Here is an 18,758-nt window from a genome sequence, read left to right on the forward strand (position 1 = left end):
TCGCCCCCGTGCGAGCGCACAGGGCCTCATGACCCCCGAAGGGGCCCTTGGGAACCTCTGCGAAGTTCCCTAGGGATATTGAGACAGAGTTCCCTAGGGATGTCAATGAGGAGCTGAGAAGACGCCCCTGAGCAGCAAAAAGGGAGCCCGCCGACTGGCGGGCTCCCTGGTTTCGCGAAGTGGTGGGGCTAGCTTTCGAGGTGATACCTCATCACGTAGACCCCGGCATCCAGCAACATCTGATTGATCTCGATCGGTCGGCCGTTGGCCGTGAACGCGATGCGGCAGATCTCGACCACGGGCGTGCCGGCGGACACGTCGAGCAAGCTCGACTCTTCCTGGCTCGGCATGCGTGCCCGCAGTTCCTCCGTGAAGCGGACCGGCTTCAGGTCCAGGTCAGCAAGGCGGCCATAGATGCCACCCTCGCCTGGATTCTCCTGCGCGATGGGCGAGTCCCGTACCTCCTTGGCAGGCAGGTAGGAGGTGGCTTGTTGGACTGGCTCCCCCTCCACCACGTAGCGCCGACTGCGGACGATGACTGGCTCGCCCTCGTCCAGTTCCAGTAGCTTTGCCACCTGTCGCGGAGGCTCCGACTCATAGACCTGGAGGTCGGTCACCGTGTACTCGCGGTCGCCGAGGTCGGCATCCCAGATGGATTTTCCGGAGCCCCAGCCGTCCTTAGCCAGCCTCTTGTTCGCCACGCGCGGGATGGGACGGAACTCGCGAACATAGGTGCCGCTGCCCCGTCGACGGACGGCCAGCCCCTCGTCTACGAGCAGCGTCAAGGCACGGCGCGCGGTCTCCTTGGCGACGCCGTAGTCCCTGACAAGCGCAGGCTCACCGGGGACTCGGTCGCCCGGCGTCAGCTCGCCCGAGCTGATGCGCGCCCGCAGATCATCAGCGATCTGCCTAGCCGTCTCTGCCATCGAACCTCCTCACTTCCCTAGGGTGGCACTCCTCCACAGTGACACAGGTGGAGCGGGAGTGACGCGCCCGCCCCGGTGCCGGAATAGAGCGGCCGGCGTACGCCAATCCGTACGCCAACAGCAGCGCACAACGACAGCCAGCAGCCGACACACCTGGCCGCAGCCATCCGCCCAGGTCAGGCCCAGCTACGGCCTGAAAAGCGGAAGGTCGCCGGTTCGACCCCGGCCCCAGCCACCACCGCGAAGTAGGAGACCCCCTGTCGGACCCATCCGGCAGGGGGCTTTCTCATGCGGTGACATCACCGGCTGACCTCGGTGCGGCCAGCCGCCGCGGGTCATGCGGTGAGAACACCGGGGCCGCCACCCAGGAGCTGTCCGACCTGCAAGCGGAGAAACCTCGCCGTCGCAGGTGAGAATGCCTTGGCAGAGAAATCCGGAAAAGCAAGTCCCGGCGGCACCTGAAATCCCGGGAAGGATCGGACGTCCAGCAAGGCTGATTCCATGGCATATTGCACCGCCCCAGGAGCCCTGTCACCCTGTGCGGACAGCCGAGCGTCAATTCACTGAGGCTGCCGACTCCATGCGGGAACAGGCCCACGAGATGGGGTCAGGCATCGAGCTTTTCCTCCTCCTCAGGTGCGCGGCGGGGCTTGGAGTTGCCGCCCGTACTGAGGACCGACTGCGCCTGGTTGTCGACGAGGTGCGTGAACAACTGCTGCGCGTATCCGAACACGATGGCCCAGGCGATGATCTGGCCCGGCGAGTCCAGATCGGTCAGCCCGGGAATGAATCCACCTCGCATCAGAAGAATACCCAGAACCGCCGTCAGCGCTCCGGTGGGCAGTTTGAGAAGTGCGAGGGTGAGCGGGACTCCGAACGGCGTAGTGGTACCTCTCATGCGTCGCAGAGTCACGGTTGCAGCGATGCAGGCGGCTACGAGGCCCACCAGCTCGACGGCGAGATAGTCCGCCGGGCGGCTCGTTTCCGTCACGATCTTCCTGGTCTCCCCGACACGGGCGGGATCCTTCGGGAGGCGTGCCATGTCCAGGGGGCACACTGCCAGGCGGCCCACGCCGGATTGTTCCGGCGTGAAGCACAGCGGCAGCGCGCCACGGCTGATTCCCCCCAGGACGGCCACGGCGATCGCGATGGCGGTCAACCCGAGCATGACCCACCAGACGATGTAGACGAAGCTGCGAACCCGCATCTTCTCGCGGATGTCGACCTGTCGGGCCGCGCCCATGGCATCGAGAAGTGCTTCACGCGCCTCCTCGTCCAGACTGCTCCCCTCCGAGACCCTTTGATTGATCTTTTCCACTCTGGTGCGCCGCGGATCGTCGGGGCGGAGATTCTCGCGCACGAAGGCGAGTACCCCTGGAAGCATCGGGACGACATCATTCAGTTCCGACAGCCGCAGCAGAATATTGTGTGCGGCGTCGAGGTGAATCTGCCCCACGATGACATGGGAGGCGTTCTTGTACCTGCCCGAATGGCGCTCTGAAATCTTCTCCTCGGCCAAGCGCAGTTCATCCCGGGCATCTGCGAGGAGTTTCCCCTTCTTGCTTTCCGGGCCCGCCGCCTGCGCAGCAGCTGCCTCTCTGTCGTCCAGAATCGCACGCAACTCGCTGACGCGCGCCCGAATGCCCTCCCGAAGTTCCCATGAACCCGCTTCGCCCCTGCGGCAACTCAACCAGTCCTTCATGGCGCGATTGTGTCGCCCGGGTTGTTCCACCCGCGCACCGACACGCTTATGGCCAGGTGGCCGACGGCATCTGCCCTTTCTCGCTTCTGGATGACGGGTGTTTCACCCTCTCCCGGCATCCATGCATCCACAATGCCACCGTAGAATTCGGCACCCGGCCGATTCCTAGTGCGGTGCCCGGAACCCGCCGATCTTCTGCTCGAGCAGTTCCGCCAGGTGCAGCGGGGTGCGGTCCTCGAACATCGGACCGACGAGTTGCACACCCACCGGCAGGCCCTCGGGGGACCGGCCCGCGGGTATGGCGGTGGCGGGCAGACCGGGCATGGTCGGAAGACCCGCCCAGACCAACTGGTCGAAGTACGGATACTCGGCGCCGTCGATGTCGATCCGGCGTCGCCTCGGGTCGGGGTTGTGGTCGTGCGGGAACGCGGGCGTGGGAGTGATGGGGCACACCACGGCGTCGAACTCGGCGAAGAACCGGCGCCAGCCGTGGCGGTGCAGCTCGCGGCGGTCGTTCGCCCGGAGCCAGTCGCGGTGGCTGACGACCATGCCCCGCAGCACTGCCGCGTCCAGACTCTGGTCGTCCGGGCTCAGCTGGGCGGCGCGGGCCCGCAACTGCTCGTGTTCTTCGACGGGGAAGTGCGCAGCGGAGCCCGAGAAGAGAAACTGCCGGTAGAGCATCGCGGCTTCGGCCAGATCGGGCAGCAGCGGACTGTGCCGTTCGACGCGGGCGCCGCCGTCGGCAAGGGCGTCGGCCACCCGGTGCACGCCCTCCCGCACAGCGGACCCGGTCGGAATGAGCGGATGGTCGTCGAGGACCAGGACCCGGAAGTCGCGGAGTCGTTCGTGGCGCGCGGGCGGCAGCGTCAGGTGGTACGCCGCACCGGACGTCAGCGGGTCCGGCCCGGCCATGACGTCGAGCAGGAGCGTGAGGTCGCGAGCGGTGCGCGCCATCGGACCGACGACGGCCAGGTCGTGCTCGACCGGCAGGGCCGGCCCGGGCGGCGGGACCATCCCGCGGATCGGCGCCAGCCCGAGTGTCGGCTTGTGCGCGTAGATGCCGCAGAAGTGCGCGGGAGTGCGCAGCGAACCGGCGAGGTCGGAACCGATGGACAGCGCGCCGAATCCGGACGCCAGAGCGGCCGCCGAGCCGCCCGAGGATCCGCCCGACGTACGACGGTGATCCCACGGGTTGTTGGTGGTGCCGTAGATCTCGTTGAAACTCTGTATGTCCTGCAACCCCAAGGGCACGTTGGTCTTGCCGAGCACCACCGCACCCGCGGCCTTGAGCCGCGACACCTGCACCGCGTCCTCGGCCGGCACATGGTTCCGGTGGTGCGGCATCCCCCAGGTCGTGGGCAACCCGGCGATGTCGTAGGACTCTTTGACCGTCACCGGGATGCCCAGCAGCGGCCGGTCCGCACCGCGGACACGGGCCTGGTCGGCACCGCGTGCGGCGTCCCGTGCCCGGTCGAAGTCCCGCACACAGATCGCGTTGAGCGCATCGTCGTCCCGTTCGATACGGGCGATCGCCTCGTCGGTCAACTCCACCGAGGTCACTTCACCGGCACGCAAGGCGACCGCGAGTTGTCCGGCCGTCGGAAAATTCCACTCCATGCCTCGGACCGTATGGGCCCGCGGGAGAGGGCACGAAATACCGCTTCGCACAACAGGCCGGGCGTATCCGGCGTACGGCGCCGCATCCCGTCGGACGCGCGGCGAGGGGGAGCAGCGGGGGGAGCAACGGGGGCAGGACGGGGGTCAGGACGGGGCCGCGGCGTGGGCCGGGGCGCGGTCCCGGCCGCCCGGGTGGCGGTGGCGCCACAGCCAGAAGACGGTGCAGGAGACCAGCGCCCAGGCGGCGAGGACCAGGTAGGGCTGCACGAGTTGGTGGTCGGCGAAGTAGACGGCGGTGTGCTGGGCGTTCACCGAGGCGCCGGGCGGCAGCCAGCGACCGATCTCGCCGAGTGCCGAGGGCAGCAGCGGCCAGGAGACCGCGCCGCCGGACGAGGGGTTGCCCAGGAGCACCATCACACCCCAGGTCGGCAGCATCGCCCAGCGGCCGATCAACGTGTTGAACATGGTGAAGACCATCCCGCTGGTGAACATCGTCAGCGCGAGGATCAGCCAGGAGTGGACGAATGGAAGCTTCAGCGCGCCGAGTCCCCAGTCGACCACGGCGGCGATGACGAATCCGCCCAGGAGTGCGTAGGCGGCGGTGAAGGCGATGCGCTCGGGCGGGTTGAGGGCGCGGGCGTGGACGCTGAGCTGGATGGCGCCGACGAAGCCGATGATGACGGCGGCGAGCGAGATGTAGAAGATCGCCAGGCCGCGCGGGTCGCCCGCGTTCAGCGGCTTGAGGTCGCGCACCTTCACGGTGACGCCGAGCGCTCTGCCGACCTTCGGTCCCGCCGTGCCCAGCAGCTCGGCCACTGAGGCGCCGGACGCGCTCGACACGTCCAGCTCGACGCCCTCCGGCCGCTCCACCCGCATGATCGCGAAGACCTGCTGGGCCTCGACGGCGTGCTCCGCCGCGGCCTGTGTGTCGTAGTGGCGCAGCTCCAGCGAGGAACCCAGCGCCTTCTCCATGCCCTGGACGAACGCGGCGCGGTCCCGGTGGCCCTCCGGCTCGCCCACGACCGCGACGGGTACGTGGTGCGGGGTGGGGTTGGCCATGGCGTACGTGTACGACCCGGCGAAGAGACCGGCGGCCGCGGCGAGGATCAGCACCAGCACGGTGGCGGGCAGAAAGGGCGAGTCCTTGAAGTCCTGCCACATCCGGGCGGCGGTGCGCCGCGTGCCGCCGTGTCGGCCCTGCTGACCCTGCCGTCCTTGCTGATCGGCGGGGTGGCGGGGCCGGTCGGGGCCGGCGTCCGCGCGGTGCTCGGACCACTCGGGTTCCTCGCTCATGCCTGCACACTATGCGGACACAGGGGGCATTCCACCGTTTCCGCCTCGCGGTGCCCTCGGCCCGCGCGCCCCGGCCCGCGCGGCCCCGCCCGATTCCTCTCGCACCGGGCGGAGCCGGTTGCCGCCGGTTGCCGCTATGCGTCCGCAGGCGGCCGAGTGTCCGCACGCGCCGCGTCCGGATCGGACCGCCCGTCCGGGCCGGACCGTGTGGCGGGGGCCGGCCGTGGCCCGGCGTCGGCTCCGGCTTCCGGGTCCGGCCACGCATCGGCGCGGGCGCGGCGGCGTGCGTGTGCCGTCCGTACGCCGTGTGCGGCACCCAGCGCGCCCAGCGCCGGCAGCAGCGCGCCCAGCAGGACGCTGTCGGGCACCGCGTCACCCACTCGGCGGGCCCAGTTCTCCGCGGCGAAGGCACCGTCCACATCCGAGAGTCCGGGCAGGCCCGACGCGCCGTCGAAAGCGAGGAAGAGGGCTCCGAGGAGGACGAAGAAGAACCCGGAGAGGAGCGAGGTGGTGTGCAGCCGGAAGCGCCCGCCGACCACCAGTTCCTTTCCGCGCAGCCACCGCCGCCGCCCCAGGTCGAGCCGCTCCCACAGCAGCGCGAGCACGAACAGCGGTACGGCCATGCCCAGCGCGTACACGGCCAGCAGCACACCTCCGTAGACGGGGTTGCCGTGCACGGCCGCCACCGTCAGGACGCTGCCGAGGATGGGGCCGGCGCAGAACCCGGCCAGGCCGTACACGGCTCCGAGCGCGTACACCGAGAGCGCCGTCGTGGGCCGGATGCGGCCCGACACCTCCCGCAGCCGACGCGGGGCGAAGCCGAGACCGATCACCTGGGCGACTCCGAGAGCGATGATCAGCCAGCCGCCCGCCGAGACCAGCAGGTCCCGGTGGCCGTAGAAGAGCCGGCCGGCGAACGCACCGGCGGCGCCCAGCGGAACCAGCGTCGTGGCCAGTCCGAGGTAGAAGATGCCGGTACGGGCCGTCAGCCGGCCGGCGGAGTCGATCGAGTAGGCGAAGAACGCGGGCAGCAGCAGCGCGCTGCACGGGCTGAGCAGGGCGAGGAGGCCGCCGAGGAAGGCGGCCAGGTATCCGACGTCCATCAGTCCTGGTCCCCGCCCGCGCCGGGCTTCCCGGACTTCCCGGCTGCCGCCGCCGCGCGTTCGATCGCGTCGGTGAACACCTCGTCCGGCTGCGCGCCCGCGATCGGCTGACCGTTGACGAGGAAGGCCGGGGTGGCCGCGGCGCCCAGACCGTATGCCTCGGTGCGGTCCTTCTCCAGCAGCTTTCTGGCGGCCTCGCTCGCGCGGTCGCGGTCGAAGCGGTCGAGGTCCTGGACGCCGGCCTGCTCGGCGAGCTCGCGCAGGTGCCCGTCCTCGAAGGCGTTCTTCTCGTTGCCCTTGTCGGCGTAGACGGCGTCGTAGAACTGCCAGAACCGGCCCTGCTCGCCCGCCGCGTACCCGGCGAGTGCGGCACGCTCGGAGCCCTCGCCGAAGACGGGGAAGTTTCGCCACTCGATGCGCAGCAGCCCCTTGTCGACGTACTTCTCGACCAGCTTCGGTTCGGTGTCCCGCGCGAACTTGCCACAGAACGAGCAGCCGAAGTCGGCGTACTCGATCAGTACGACGGGGGCGTCCTCGGCGCCCCGCGCGAACGGGTCGTCCGCGTCGCGGCGGGCGAGCTTCAGCAACGCCGGATCGCCGGCCGCGGTGTCCTCGGAGCGCTCCTCGGTGGTGGCGTTGCCGGGGTCGCCTCCCGCACGCGGGGCGGTGGCGTCCCCGCCGACGGCGTACTGCGACAGCCAGCCCGCCAGGAGCGCCGCGACGGCGACGAGCGCACCGATGACGACCCCCTTGCGGGACCGGACCGGTGCCGGGGACTTCGGCTTGGGCTTCGGCTTCGGCTTGTGATCGTGGTTCGGGGGAGCGGCGGTCGTCTCCGGGGGCTCGGGCGGCTCGGTGGTGCTGCTGGGTTCGGTCGAGGGCATGCGGACGTCTCCTGTCGCGGTGGCGGAATGCGGCGATCCGGAACCGGCACGGAGACAGGCGCGTCCGCACCGTGCGGACGCGCGCGGGGAACACCGCGCCGGCGGGCGCGGCTACACGCGCAGGACGGAGAGTTCGACAGGGGTGGGGGGCGGTATCGGCGCGGGACCGCGCACGGGCGGTCTGGCGTGCGCCGCCCCGATCGCGCTGTGCGACTGCGGGGTGAGGCAGGCCGGGAGCGCGAGGGACAGGAGTTGCCGACTGCCGACAGGAGCCGCCGGAAGCGCGCCGCCCCCGCCCTTGGAGCGGTGGCAGTGGCGGGGATCCGCGTCGGCGGAGGTGGAGACCACACGGTCGTCGGAGTCGACGGACGGTGCGGCGGCATACCGCACCGGCTCAGCGGCGTACGGCACCTCCGGTCCGGCGGCGTGCGGTGCGGCCACCGCGGTCCGCGCCACCTGGGACGCCGCCGCGGAGTCGGCCCCGGCGGGCTGCGCACCGCGCGCGCCCGCGAGCTGCACGGCCCCGCACAGTGCCGGCAGCAGCATCACGAGGACGGCGACGACGGCGACGGCCCGCCGCGTGCCCCGTACCGTCTGTGCGCCGCCGTGCATGCGGCCAGCCTAACGGGACACGGTCGCCCTCCCGGTCAGCCCGGAGGGCGGTACGGGGGTCGCGGCAACCCCTCCGCTTCAGCTCCGCCCCGGGACGCGGGCCGGCAGTTGCCGGGCGGCGCTGTGCTCCGGGGAGGTCTCCGGTACGGCGGCGAGCAGCTCCGCGGCCTCCGTGTACGCCTCGGCCGTCGCGACCTCGTCGACCAGCAGCTCCGCCAGTTCCATCGTCGGGTCGAAGAGCGAGGTGAGCATGAAGCCGCTGTAGCCGAGCCGCACGAGGGGGTGCACCTCGCGGGCGGTGCGCAGCCACTCCACCGCCTCGGCGGTGCGCCCCTGGCCGTGCAGGGCCCGTGCCAGCCAGTAGGCGGCCTCGTGCAGCGCCTCCTGCTCTTCCCTCCCTGTCCAGGCGAGCCGCAGCAGGGTCTCGGCCTCCGCGTAGCGCCGCCGCCGGACGAGCTGTTTACCGGCGCGCCAGCCGTACCAGACCTTTCCGCCCTTGGCGGCACGCGTCCACCAGCGGACGGCCTCCTCCATGTCGCCGTAGTCGTCCCCGACCCGGTTGCCGACCCAGCCCGCGGCGTCGGGCCGGCCGAATCGCGCGGCCTTGCGCAGCCACGGCTCCGCCTTGACCGGCTCGTCCAGCCGTACGTACAGCGCGCCCAGTCCCTCGACGGCGTCCAGGTCCCCCGCGGTGGCCGCGGGCAGACAGAGCGGGACGACGGCCTTCTCATGGGCGCCGCACTCCTCGTGCAGCATGCGGCCGAGCGCGTACGAGGCGGCGGGGCCGTGCGGGCCGGTGTCGTCGGCCAGGAAAAGGGCGCGCTTGTAGTGGCGAGCGGCCTCCGGGTAGCGGCGCAGCTTCTCCGTCAGCCGGCCGAGTTCGAGCGCTGCGGCGGCCTCGCCCGACGCGGCGGCCTCGCGGAGTGCGGGCAGCCGGGCCTCCTCCTCGGCGTGGAGGGCCGGCGGCGCGGCCGACTCGGCCCGCGCCAGCTCTTCGAGTGATGCGGCGGCGAGTTCGTCGTGGTCGTCATCCTCCTCGGCGCCCGCCTCGGCGGCCTCCAGCCAGCGGCGGGCCTCGGCCAACCGCCACTGGTCGCGGCAGTGGTCGCCCAGCCGTCGCTGCTGGACGCGGTCACCGGCCTCAGCGCCGGGCAGCAGCGACGCCTCGTACGCCTCCAGTTCGCCGTACTGCAGATGTACGGCGCTGAGAGTGCGGGCCAGCGTCCGGGAGCCGGGGTGCCGGCGCAGCCCGTCCTCCAGCACCCGGCAAGCGTCCCCGTACCGGTCCAGGTTGTAGTGCAGCAGCCCGTGCCAGCGGTCGGTGCGCGGGTCGCCGAGGACCTGCGCCGCCTCGTACACCTTCTCCGCCTCCGTGAGGAAGGACGGGTAGGAGGTGAACCATTCCGGCTCGGTGTGCAGTTCGCACAGCGGGGCGCCCGCGCACGCGTCGTCTCCGTCCTCCAGGAACGCCTCCAGTTGCTCGTCGAGGTCCGCGGGCCGCTCCTCGGGCGGCAGCGCGCACAGCAGGCCGAGCTCGTGGGCCCGGCCCCGGTAGGCGTCGAGCCGGTCTTCGAGTTCGATCAGCCGGTCCTCGATCCGGTCGGCGACGTGGTCGTGAGGCGCCGCTGCTGCCAACTCCTCCCATGCCTCGCTCGTACGGCCCTGGCGGAGCAGGAGCAGGGCCCCGTTGGTGCGGCACTTGACGCTGCCGAGAGCGGCCCCCCTCGCGTACCACTCGGCAGCACCTTCCGGGTCCTCCAGCCACTCCAACAGCAGCTCCGCGAGCCCGAACGCGCAGTCGCCGTCCCGCTCGGCGGCCCTCCGGTACCAGTAGTCGGCGACCGTGAACTGGCCCCGGTCCTTGGCCATGACGGCGCGCAGCCGCGCGGCCCGCGCGTCGCCGCCCCTGGCCGCCTCCTCCAACCACGGCACGGCGTCGTCGACGCGTCCTCGGCCGACGAGGTATTCGCCGTACGCCTGTTTGTCCGCCGCCTCTCCCTCCTCGGCGGCCGTGCGGTAGGTGTGCTCCTCGGCGCCGGGGCCGGTGTGCCCGGCGCCTTCGGTGCTGGTCCCCGTCGATGTCATGGCCGGCTGTCGCTTTCTCACGGTTGCTTCGAGTGGTGGCTGCGGTGGCTGTGATGGCTGTGGTGAACAGGGCGATCGTGGCGGCGATCAAGACCCGTTGCGGTGGCCACGGTGGCTGCTGGGCTCGGCGGGCTCCTCGAGGGCGCGGCGCACCCCGGGTTCACCTCGGTCCCCCGCACCTCGGCCCCCCGTCCGTCCCGTCCGCCGCGCCCCGCGGCGGGCCGGTGCCCCGCCGCGTGAGCCGCGCCGGCGTGCCCCGCCCGGGCGGGACGGGGCCGGTGTCCTTCGGGTACACCGACGCGGAAGCCTCGCCCCCGGTTGCAAACCGTTCGCCACCCGCTCCCCGGGGGTGCGATCCTTGACGTGGTATGTCGACTTCCACCCAGACCCCCGCCCCCTCCCCCCAGGAGCTGTCGAAGCGCCTCCCGCATCTGATGCTCGGCGACCAGCACCGGCTGGGCCGCCGACTCGCGGGCGCCCGGAAGATCCGCAAAGGGGAGGCCCGCGCGGCCGTGCTCGCGGAGATCTCCGCGGCGATGGACGCCTCCGAGCTGCGCGTGGCGGCCCGCCGCGAGACGGTGCCGCCGATCACCTATCCCGAGCAGCTTCCCGTCAGTCAGAAGAAGGACGAGATCCTCGCCGCGGTCCGCGACCACCAGTTGGTGATCATCGCGGGCGAGACGGGCTCCGGCAAGACGACCCAGATCCCGAAGATCTGCATGGAGCTGGGCCGCGGCCTGCGCGGTGTGATCGGCCACACCCAGCCGCGCCGGATCGCGGCGCGCACGGTCGCCGAGCGGGTGGCCGAGGAGCTCGGCTCGCAGCTCGGCGAGGCGGTCGGCTGGAAGGTGCGCTTCACCGATCAGGTGCAGGACCACACGCTGGTCAAGCTGATGACGGACGGCATCCTGCTGGCGGAGATCCAGCAGGACCGCGAGCTGCGCCAGTACGACACGCTCATCATCGACGAGGCGCACGAGCGCTCCCTGAACATCGACTTCCTGCTGGGGTACCTGGCGCAGCTGCTGCCCAAGCGGCCGGACCTGAAGGTGATCATCACCTCGGCCACCATCGATCCGGAGCGGTTCTCGCGGCACTTCGGGGACGCGCCGATCGTGGAGGTCAGCGGCCGGACATATCCGGTGGAGGTGCGCTACCGGCCCCTGGAGGAGGGCGCGGGGAGCGGCGACGAGGGGGAGGACGGCGAGGCGGCCGGGACCGGCGGCGGCGACCGGGACCAGGTCACGGCCATCTGCGACGCGGTGGACGAGCTGCATGCCGAGGGTCCCGGCGACGTCCTGGTCTTCCTCTCCGGTGAGCGGGAGATCCGGGACACGGCGGATGCGCTGGAGAAGAAGTTCGCCCGCGGCCAGGGCCCGCGCCCCGGCGGCGGCACCGAGGTGCTGCCGCTGTACGCGCGGCTCTCCAACGCCGAGCAGCACCGGGTCTTCCAGCCGCACTCGGGGCGCCGGATCGTGCTGGCGACGAACGTGGCGGAGACGTCACTGACGGTCCCGGGCATCAAGTACGTGATCGATCCGGGTACGGCCCGCATCTCGCGCTACAGCCACCGCACCAAGGTGCAGCGGCTGCCGATCGAGCGGGTCAGCCAGGCGAGCGCCGACCAGCGCAAGGGCCGCTCCGGCCGGACGTCGGACGGCATCTGCATCCGGCTCTACTCGGAGGAGGATTTCCTCGCGCGGCCCGAGTTCACCGACCCGGAGATCCTGCGGACGAACCTGGCTTCGGTGATTCTGCAGATGACGGCCGCGGGGCTGGGGGACATCGAGAAGTTCCCGTTCATCGATCCGCCGGACCACCGCAGCATCAAGGCGGGCGTGCAGCTCCTGGAGGAGCTGGGTGCGCTGGAGGCGAAGACGCGGAAGCTGACGCCGCTGGGCCGCCGGCTGTCCCAGCTGCCCGTCGACCCGCGGCTGGCCCGGATGGTGCTGGAGGCCGACCGGAACGGCTGCCTGCACGAGGTGATGGTGATCGCGGCGGCGCTCTCCATCCAGGATCCGCGGGAGCGGCCCTCGGACAAGCAGCAGCAGGCCGACCAGCAGCACGCCCGGTTCAAGGACGAGACCAGCGACTTCCTGGCGTTCCTCAACCTGTGGCGCTATGTGCGCCAGCAGCAGCGTGAGCTGTCGTCCTCCGCCTTCCGCCGGATGTGCAAGGCGGAGTTCCTCAACTACCTGCGGATACGCGAGTGGCAGGACATCCACAGCCAGCTCCGCCAGGTCGCCAGGACGCTGAAGGTCCACTCGGCCGGGGGCCGCGGGCCGGAGCCGGGTGCCGGGCAGGAGGCGGCGCCCGACGCCGTCCACCGGTCGCTGCTGGCGGGTCTGCTCTCGCACGTCGGGCTGAAGGGCGGCGGGCTGGAGGGCGGGAAGGACTCCGGCAAGAACGAGTATCTGGGGGCGCGCGGCGCCAAGTTCGCGGTCTTCCCCGGGTCCGCGCTGTTCAAGAAGCCGCCGCGCTGGGTGATGTCGGCGGAGCTGGTGGAGACCTCACGGCTGTGGGCGCGGGTCAACGCGCGGATCGAGCCCGAGTGGATCGAGCCGCTGGCGCAGCATCTGGTCAAACGCACCTACAGCGAGCCGCACTGGGAGCAGAAGCAGGCGTCGGTGGTGGCCTACGAGCGGGTGACGCTGTACGGCGTGCCGATCGTCGCCCAGCGGAAGGTCGACTACGGCCGGATCGACGCGGAGACCTCCCGCGACCTGTTCCTTCGCAACGCGTTGGTGGAGGGCGACTGGCGGACCCATCACCAGTTCTTCCACGACAACCGCAAGCTGCTGGACGAGGTCGAGGACCTGGAGCACCGCGCCCGGCGCCGCGACATCCTGGTGGACGACGAGACGCTGTACGACTTCTACGACCAGCGGGTGCCGGACCACGTCGTCTCCGGGGCGCACTTCGACTCCTGGTGGAAGAAGAAACGCCGCGAAGAGCCCGATCTGCTGAACTTCGAGAAGTCGATGCTCATCAGCGACCGGGCCGAGGAGGTCTCCGCCGCCGACTACCCGGACGTGTGGCGGCAGGGCGGCCTCGCGCTGCCGGTGACGTACCAGTTCGAGCCGGGAACGGACGCGGACGGGGTGACCGTGCACGTGCCGCTCCAGGTGCTGAACCAGGTCACCGCCGAGGGCTTCGACTGGCAGATCCCCGGGCTGCGCCAGGACGTGGTCACCGAGCTGATCCGCTCGCTGCCCAAGGCGATCCGGCGGCATTACGTCCCCGCTCCCGATCACGCCAGGGAGTTCCTGCGCCGCACCTCGCCGCAGCCCGAGCCGCTGGTGTGGACGCTGGCGCGGGAGCTGCAGCGGAGGGTCGGGGTCCCCCTGACGGCCCAGGACTTCGATCCGGCCAAGGTGCCCGACCATCTGAAGGTCACCTTCCGGGTCACCGACGAGCGGCGCCGCACGCTGGCGGAGGGCAAGGACGTCGAGGCGCTGCAGGTCCGGCTCAAGTCGCAGACGCAGACGGCGATCTCCCGGGCGTTCGACTCGTCCGCGCGGGCCGCGCGCAAGAAGGGCCGCAGGGCCGCCGAGGACGGCACCCCGGCCCGCGAGGAGGCACCGGCGCAGGCACCGGCGCAGGCACCGGCGCTCCAGCGCACGGGGCTGACGCAGTGGACGCTGGGGGCGCTCCCCCGCACCTTCGAGACCCGGCGCGCCGGGCAGCCGGTGAAGGCGTACCCGGCGCTGGTGGACGAGGGCTCCTCGGTGGCGGTGCGGTTGTACGACACCGAGGCGGAGCAGCACACCGCGATGTGGCGCGGCACCCGGCGCCTGATCCTGCTGAACCTGCCCTCCGATCCGACGAAGTTCGCGCAGTCGAAGCTGGGCAATCAGCAGAAGCTGGCCCTGTCCCGGTCGCCGCACGGGAGCGTGCAGGCGCTGTTCGAGGACTGTGTGGCGGCCACGGTGGACCGGCTGGTGGCGGCGCACGGCGGACCGGCCTGGGACGAGGAGTCCTTCCGCAAGCTGTTCGACGCCGTCCGTACGGACGTGGTGGACGCGACGCTGCGCACGGTGCAGCAGGTGCAGGAGGTGCTGGCGGCCTGGCACTCGTGCGAGGGCCGGCTGCGCGCGACGACCAGCCCGGTGCTGGCCGATTCCGTCGCGGACGTCCGGCAGCAGCTCGCGGAGCTGATCAAGCCGGGTTTCGTGGCCGAGCACGGTGCGGCCCGGCTGCCGCATCTGATGCGCTACCTCGTCGCCGCCGACCGGCGCCTCCAGCAGCTTCCGCACCATGTGGAACGGGATCGGACGCGGATGGCCAAGGTGCACGAGATGCGGGACGAATACCTCTGGCTGCTCGAGCAGTTCCCCCCGGGGCGTGCGGTGCCGCAGGCGGCGCGGGAGATCCGGTGGATGATCGAGGAGCTGCGGGTCAGCTACTTCGCCCACGCTCTGGGCACGGCATACCCGGTCTCCGACAAGCGGATCGTGAAGGCGGTGGACGCCGCGGCCCCATGACGGATCCACACACCGCGGGTGGCCGCGATACCACTCAGGGTGAATTCGCTCCCGGCCCCTGACCTGCTGTAGAGTTCCATCTCGCGAGGTCCTGTGGAGCAGTTTGGAGTGCTCGCCACCCTGTCAAGGTGGAGGCCGCGGGTTCAAATCCCGTCAGGACCGCATCGATTCGAGAGCCCGGCAGTCTTCGACTGCCGGGCTCTCTCGCGTTCGTCGGCTCCGCCGCGGGCCCTGTCACCCGGATCTCCCGGAAGCCCCTGCCGCCGCGGAACCCTGCCGTCCCCGGGGCCTCGGCCGTCCCGAAACCTCCGTCGATGTTTGACGGGCCGGGGGCCGGGGGGTAGTCCTGGCACGGGAGGAGGTGACCCGTGATCGAGGAATCCGCGCACGGAGCGCGGCAGGAAGCGCGAGCACTCCTGCGGGCTCATCTCGCGACCGCGGGGCGGCGACGCCATGCGGCCCGGCACTGTCCGCTCTGCCACCGACTGCTGCGGCTGGCGATGGCGGGCCCGGGGAAGGCCGGCCGGAAACGCAAGTGACGGACGAGGCACCGTCGTTGGCCCACTACCGCACCGAGAGTGATCATCACAACACCTGCCCGATGTGACGGGTATCACCCGGACTACCGGTACCGGGCGGGAACTTGAGCACCCCTCAGACAGCCTCAATTTAATATGTGCAATTGCACCGGGCACGGAACCGACCGCACAGCCGCGCGCACAACCACTCAGGGGCACCCGTCGAAGCGCAGGACGGCGCAGCAGGCCGGCCGGAGAGCACGCATCGAACGGCCCCTGGCACAGCGATTCGGGACACTGGTTCGCGGACACAAAAAAGATCGCGCTGGACCCGGCGGAGTCCAGCGCGATCAACGGGGAGCCGCTGTTGGGGCAGCGGTTCGGCCGCGTGGTGCGCAGTGGGCGAATCGTGGGGTGGGGCCCCGGAAAACGCCCCTGTGTGGTGCTGTTGCGCCTGCTCAGGAACCCTGATCAGGCTTCGCTGCGCTGCTGCGGGATACCCGCGAGCAGGGCGCGAACCTCCGCTTCGCGGTAGCGGCGGTGCCCTCCGAGCGTGCGGATGGACGTGAGCTTGCCCGCCTTTGCCCAGCGCGTGACCGTCTTGGGGTCCACGCGGAACATCGTGGCAACCTCAGCCGGGGTCAGCAGCGGCTCGGTATCAGGGGTGCGAGCGGTCATGAGCGGCCTCCTCGGGAGAACCGAACCATCACGGTTCTTTCCTCTAAATTCTGCACCTTGACCCGCGTTGCCCGATATGGCGGACGCGAGCCGAGTCGGTTATAGGACGAACGGCTTGTCCTCGGCACTACAACTACACCATCTGTCCAGCCACGTCGGCCAAACCGATGGAATTGCCCTCTCAGGTGTTCAACCTCGGCGGAAGCCGATGGACCGTCCCATAGCGGACAGTCACCCCCCTGTGACGATCAGTCACAACAGGGAGCAAGGGGCATCAGACCCACCAAGGAGCGCAATACCGATCTATCCGCCCTTAGTTGGACGGAAGGAGCCCCGTGCGGACTCCTTGTCCTATTTTGACACGAGGGGTAGCTCTGAGAGCAAGACCCGTTTAAGTGCAATCCGTCACGCTTGAGGCAATCACCCGGTTCGGGACGTAGGTCCCACTCCTCCCACAGGGCCCGCTCCGGACGGCCGCCGCTCCCCCGCCCCGGACCCGGAAGCGGCCCGGAAGCGGCCCCGGACGCCCGGCAGGGGGCGGCGCGCCTCAGCTCGCGTACTGGAGCTGGCGAACCGCCCTCCAGCGCGCTGTCAGCCGCTCGTAGGCCGCACCGGCACGCTCACCGTCGCCGGCGCGGAGAGCCGCGAGGCCCTCCGCGACATCGGCGGCGGAGCGGTCGCCCGCCAACTGCTCCTCGGAGATGGCGTGGGCCAGCCCGCCGTAGTCCAGTTCGACCAGAGAGCGCGGATGGAACTCCTCCAGCCAGCGGCCCACGTCGATCAGTCCCTCGACGAGCGGTCCCTCCTCCAGTTCCTCGCGGAGCACCTTCAGACCGCGGGCGAGGCGGCGCCTCGCCTGGACCATGGGCGTGCGATAACGGAAAACGAACTGCTGTCCGCTCTTCTGACCGGATTCCGGCTTCGCAAACTCCCTTTCTTCGTCGTCGAAGAGAACGAACCAGCGCACCGGCACATGCCACAGCGCGGTACGGATCCAGGGCCGCGCGTCCGGGTTGCGCTCCCGCCACTCTTCGTAGTCGGCCACGGCCTGCCGCCGCACCACCGGCGGCAGCGCCGCGTCCAGCACCGACTGCGGCAGGTCGATCTCCCGGTCCTCGGCGGCCTGGGTGAGGGCGGCCAGGGCCTGCCAGCTCCGCAGCCGGGTGCGCCAGGGGCAGACGCACGTGACGCCGTCCACCTCCGTCACGAACGCCTCGGCGCTCTCGCCGGCCGGCACCGCCACGGGCGGCACCGGGATCAAGTCCGCCAGCGCGCGGCGGATTTCGTCCTGCGCGGTCGGGAGGGGCCGCTTTTTCGCATACGCGATCCAGTGCGAGCGCTCCGGCTCGGGGAAGGCCGCCAGCGGTTCGTAGACCCGCAGGTACGCCGCGTACGGGACGACGACGGACGCATTCTCAGCCACGCATTGCCTCCAAGCTCCACGCCTCCACATGCCGGTCTCATGAGCGAGCCTGGGAGACAGTTGACTACCCCGATCGTGGGACCGCAACGTGCCCGTGACGCGCAGGTCGTACGCTGCTTCCCGACCGGCCCTCCCCGGGCTACGACTGCCACAAGCGGCGCGTCCGCCGAGGGCTACGACGCGATTCCAGGAGTCACTACCGTGATCGAGGTATCACCTTCTGCAAGCGTTCCCGCCGGAGCCCCCGCCGGGGACCCGGTCATCAGCACGCTCTTCCGCTCCGAACAGGGCGGACACGAGCAGGTCGTGCTCTGCCAGGACCGGCCCAGCGGACTGAAGGCCGTCATCGCGCTGCACTCCACCGCGCTCGGTCCGGCGCTGGGCGGCACCCGCTTCCACGCCTACCCGGGCTCGGCCGACCCCGAGCAGGCCGCGGTACTCGACGCGCTGAATCTCGCGCGCGGGATGTCCTACAAGAACGCGCTGGCCGGTCTCGACCACGGCGGCGGCAAGGCTGTGATCATCGGTGATCCCGAGCAGATCAAGACCGAAGCCCTGCTGCGGGCGTACGGCCGCTTCGTCGCCTCCCTCGGCGGACGCTATGTGACCGCCTGCGACGTCGGCACCTATGTGCAGGACATGGACGTCGTGGCCCGGGAGTGCCGCTGGACGACCGGCCGCTCGCCGGAGAACGGCGGCGCGGGCGACTCCTCGGTGCTCACCGCCTTCGGCGTCTTCCAGGGCATGCGGGCCTGTGCGCAGCAGCTCTGGGGCGCGCCCACGCTGCGCGGCCGGCTGGTCGGGATCGCGGGGGTCGGCAAGGTCGGCAAGCACCTGGTGGGACACCTGCTGGAGGACGGTGCCCGGGTGGTGGTCACGGACGTCCGCGAGGAGTCGGTACGCACGGTGCTGGCCGCGCATCCGGGTGCCCCGGTGTCGGCCGCCGCCGACACCGACGCGCTGATCCGCACCGAGGGGCTGGACCTGTACGCGCCGTGCGCCCTGGGCGGCGCGCTGAGCGAGAAGACGGTGCCGGTGCTCACCGCGGCGGCCGTCTGCGGCGCCGCCAACAACCAGCTCGCACACCCCGGGGTGGAGAAGGACCTGGCCGAGCGCGGCATCCTCTACGCGCCCGACTACGTGGTCAACGCGGGCGGCGTGATCCAGGTCGCGGACGAGCTCCACGGCTTTGATTTCGCACGTGCGAAGGCAAAGGCGGAGAAGATCCACGCGACGACGGTGGCCATTTTCGAACGGGCGGAAGCGGACGGAGTTCCTCCGGTCGTCGCCGCCGACCGGCTCGCCGAACAGCGCATGAGCCGCTGACGCAGCCGGGAACAGCCCGGTGGACGGCGGAGGGAACCACCGTGACAGTGGTCTCACCACCCCGCGGCGGGTCCCTCCGCTACAGGAAGGTAAAATCACCACTGACC

The 18,758-nt window shown here is 70.8% G+C and carries 13 protein-coding genes and 1 tRNA gene; 4 read left to right on the plus strand and 10 right to left on the minus strand.

Features of this window, described 5'->3' with window-relative positions:
• Window positions 1-188 precede the first annotated feature (188 nt).
• The 8 genes from P2424_RS29450 to P2424_RS29485 form a co-directional block, all read right to left on the minus strand.
• Window positions 189-926 carry a GntR family transcriptional regulator gene (locus P2424_RS29450; protein ID WP_027759788.1) on the minus strand — a complete coding sequence of 246 codons (738 nt, stop codon included), beginning with the start codon at window positions 924-926 and terminating at the stop codon, window positions 189-191.
• Between the two features lie 607 nt (window positions 927-1,533).
• Entirely contained in the window at window positions 1,534-2,628 is a 1,095-nt protein-coding gene (locus tag P2424_RS29455; RefSeq protein WP_276478696.1) for a hypothetical protein, read from the minus strand.
• Window positions 2,629-2,793: 165 nt separating this feature from the next.
• The gene (locus P2424_RS29460; protein WP_276478697.1) at window positions 2,794-4,245 is read right to left on the minus strand and encodes an amidase; all 1,452 of its coding nucleotides are present in this window, start codon (window positions 4,243-4,245) and stop codon (window positions 2,794-2,796) included.
• Window positions 4,246-4,389: 144 nt separating this feature from the next.
• A complete protein-coding gene (locus tag P2424_RS29465; protein ID WP_276479179.1) occupies window positions 4,390-5,406 on the minus strand; it encodes an ABC transporter permease in 1,017 nt (338 codons plus the stop codon).
• Between the two features lie 266 nt (window positions 5,407-5,672).
• On the minus strand, window positions 5,673-6,641 hold the full coding sequence (locus P2424_RS29470) for a cytochrome c biogenesis CcdA family protein (protein WP_276478698.1): 969 nt from the start codon (window positions 6,639-6,641) through the stop codon (window positions 5,673-5,675).
• A complete protein-coding gene (locus P2424_RS29475) occupies window positions 6,641-7,525 on the minus strand; it encodes a thioredoxin domain-containing protein (RefSeq protein WP_276478699.1) in 885 nt (294 codons plus the stop codon). Before P2424_RS29475 ends, P2424_RS29470 begins: the two co-directional genes overlap by 1 nt.
• 111 nt (window positions 7,526-7,636) lie before the next feature.
• Window positions 7,637-8,137: a hypothetical protein gene (locus P2424_RS29480; protein ID WP_276478701.1), complete on the minus strand. Its 501-nt coding sequence runs from the start codon at window positions 8,135-8,137 to the stop codon at window positions 7,637-7,639.
• A 78-nt stretch (window positions 8,138-8,215) separates the two neighbouring features.
• Window positions 8,216-10,222 (minus strand): hypothetical protein, encoded by a 2,007-nt coding sequence (locus P2424_RS29485; RefSeq protein WP_276478702.1) that lies wholly within the window; start codon window positions 10,220-10,222, stop codon window positions 8,216-8,218.
• Window positions 10,223-10,590: 368 nt separating this feature from the next.
• Between P2424_RS29485 and hrpA the strand changes: the two genes are divergently transcribed.
• The 3 genes from hrpA to P2424_RS29500 all read left to right on the plus strand — a co-directional run bounded on the left by hrpA (window position 10,591) and on the right by P2424_RS29500 (window position 15,245).
• Entirely contained in the window at window positions 10,591-14,706 is a 4,116-nt protein-coding gene (gene hrpA / locus P2424_RS29490) for an ATP-dependent RNA helicase HrpA (protein ID WP_276478703.1), read from the plus strand.
• Window positions 14,707-14,793: 87 nt separating this feature from the next.
• Window positions 14,794-14,868 (plus strand) — tRNA-Asp (locus P2424_RS29495).
• 206 nt (window positions 14,869-15,074) lie between these two features.
• Complete coding sequence (locus P2424_RS29500) at window positions 15,075-15,245, plus strand: DUF6274 family protein (RefSeq protein WP_276478704.1); 171 nt, start codon at window positions 15,075-15,077, stop codon at window positions 15,243-15,245.
• A 450-nt stretch (window positions 15,246-15,695) separates the two neighbouring features.
• On the opposite strand, the gene bldC is transcribed toward P2424_RS29500, so the two are convergent.
• Window positions 15,696-15,902 carry a developmental transcriptional regulator BldC gene (gene bldC / locus P2424_RS29505; RefSeq protein ID WP_019355084.1) on the minus strand — a complete coding sequence of 69 codons (207 nt, stop codon included), beginning with the start codon at window positions 15,900-15,902 and terminating at the stop codon, window positions 15,696-15,698.
• Between the two features lie 547 nt (window positions 15,903-16,449).
• The gene (locus tag P2424_RS29510; protein WP_276478705.1) at window positions 16,450-17,325 is read right to left on the minus strand and encodes a hypothetical protein; all 876 of its coding nucleotides are present in this window, start codon (window positions 17,323-17,325) and stop codon (window positions 16,450-16,452) included.
• A 201-nt stretch (window positions 17,326-17,526) separates the two neighbouring features.
• On the opposite strand from P2424_RS29510, the gene P2424_RS29515 reads away from it, so the two are divergent.
• Window positions 17,527-18,651, plus strand: coding sequence for a Glu/Leu/Phe/Val dehydrogenase dimerization domain-containing protein (locus P2424_RS29515; RefSeq protein ID WP_276478706.1), 1,125 nt, complete (start codon window positions 17,527-17,529; stop codon window positions 18,649-18,651).
• Window positions 18,652-18,758: the final 107 nt, after the last annotated feature.

This window comes from Streptomyces sp. WMMB303, from assembly GCF_029351045.1.
GTDB lineage: Bacteria > Actinomycetota > Actinomycetes > Streptomycetales > Streptomycetaceae > Streptomyces.

Excerpts from the sequence above, each read along its gene's own strand:
- P2424_RS29450 (WP_027759788.1), bottom strand. The coding sequence starts at position 926 with ATGGCAGAGACGGCTAGGCAGATCGCTGATGATCTGCGGGCGCGCATC.
- P2424_RS29455 (WP_276478696.1), bottom strand. The coding sequence starts at position 2,628 with ATGAAGGACTGGTTGAGTTGCCGCAGGGGCGAAGCGGGTTCATGGGAA.
- P2424_RS29460 (WP_276478697.1), bottom strand. The coding sequence starts at position 4,245 with ATGGAGTGGAATTTTCCGACGGCCGGACAACTCGCGGTCGCCTTGCGT.
- P2424_RS29465 (WP_276479179.1), bottom strand. The coding sequence starts at position 5,406 with ATGTGGCAGGACTTCAAGGACTCGCCCTTTCTGCCCGCCACCGTGCTG.
- P2424_RS29470 (WP_276478698.1), bottom strand. The coding sequence starts at position 6,641 with ATGGACGTCGGATACCTGGCCGCCTTCCTCGGCGGCCTCCTCGCCCTG.
- P2424_RS29475 (WP_276478699.1), bottom strand. The coding sequence starts at position 7,525 with ATGCCCTCGACCGAACCCAGCAGCACCACCGAGCCGCCCGAGCCCCCG.
- P2424_RS29480 (WP_276478701.1), bottom strand. The coding sequence starts at position 8,137 with ATGCACGGCGGCGCACAGACGGTACGGGGCACGCGGCGGGCCGTCGCC.
- P2424_RS29485 (WP_276478702.1), bottom strand. The coding sequence starts at position 10,222 with ATGACATCGACGGGGACCAGCACCGAAGGCGCCGGGCACACCGGCCCC.
- hrpA (WP_276478703.1), top strand. The coding sequence starts at position 10,591 with ATGTCGACTTCCACCCAGACCCCCGCCCCCTCCCCCCAGGAGCTGTCG.
- bldC (WP_019355084.1), bottom strand. The coding sequence starts at position 15,902 with ATGACCGCTCGCACCCCTGATACCGAGCCGCTGCTGACCCCGGCTGAG.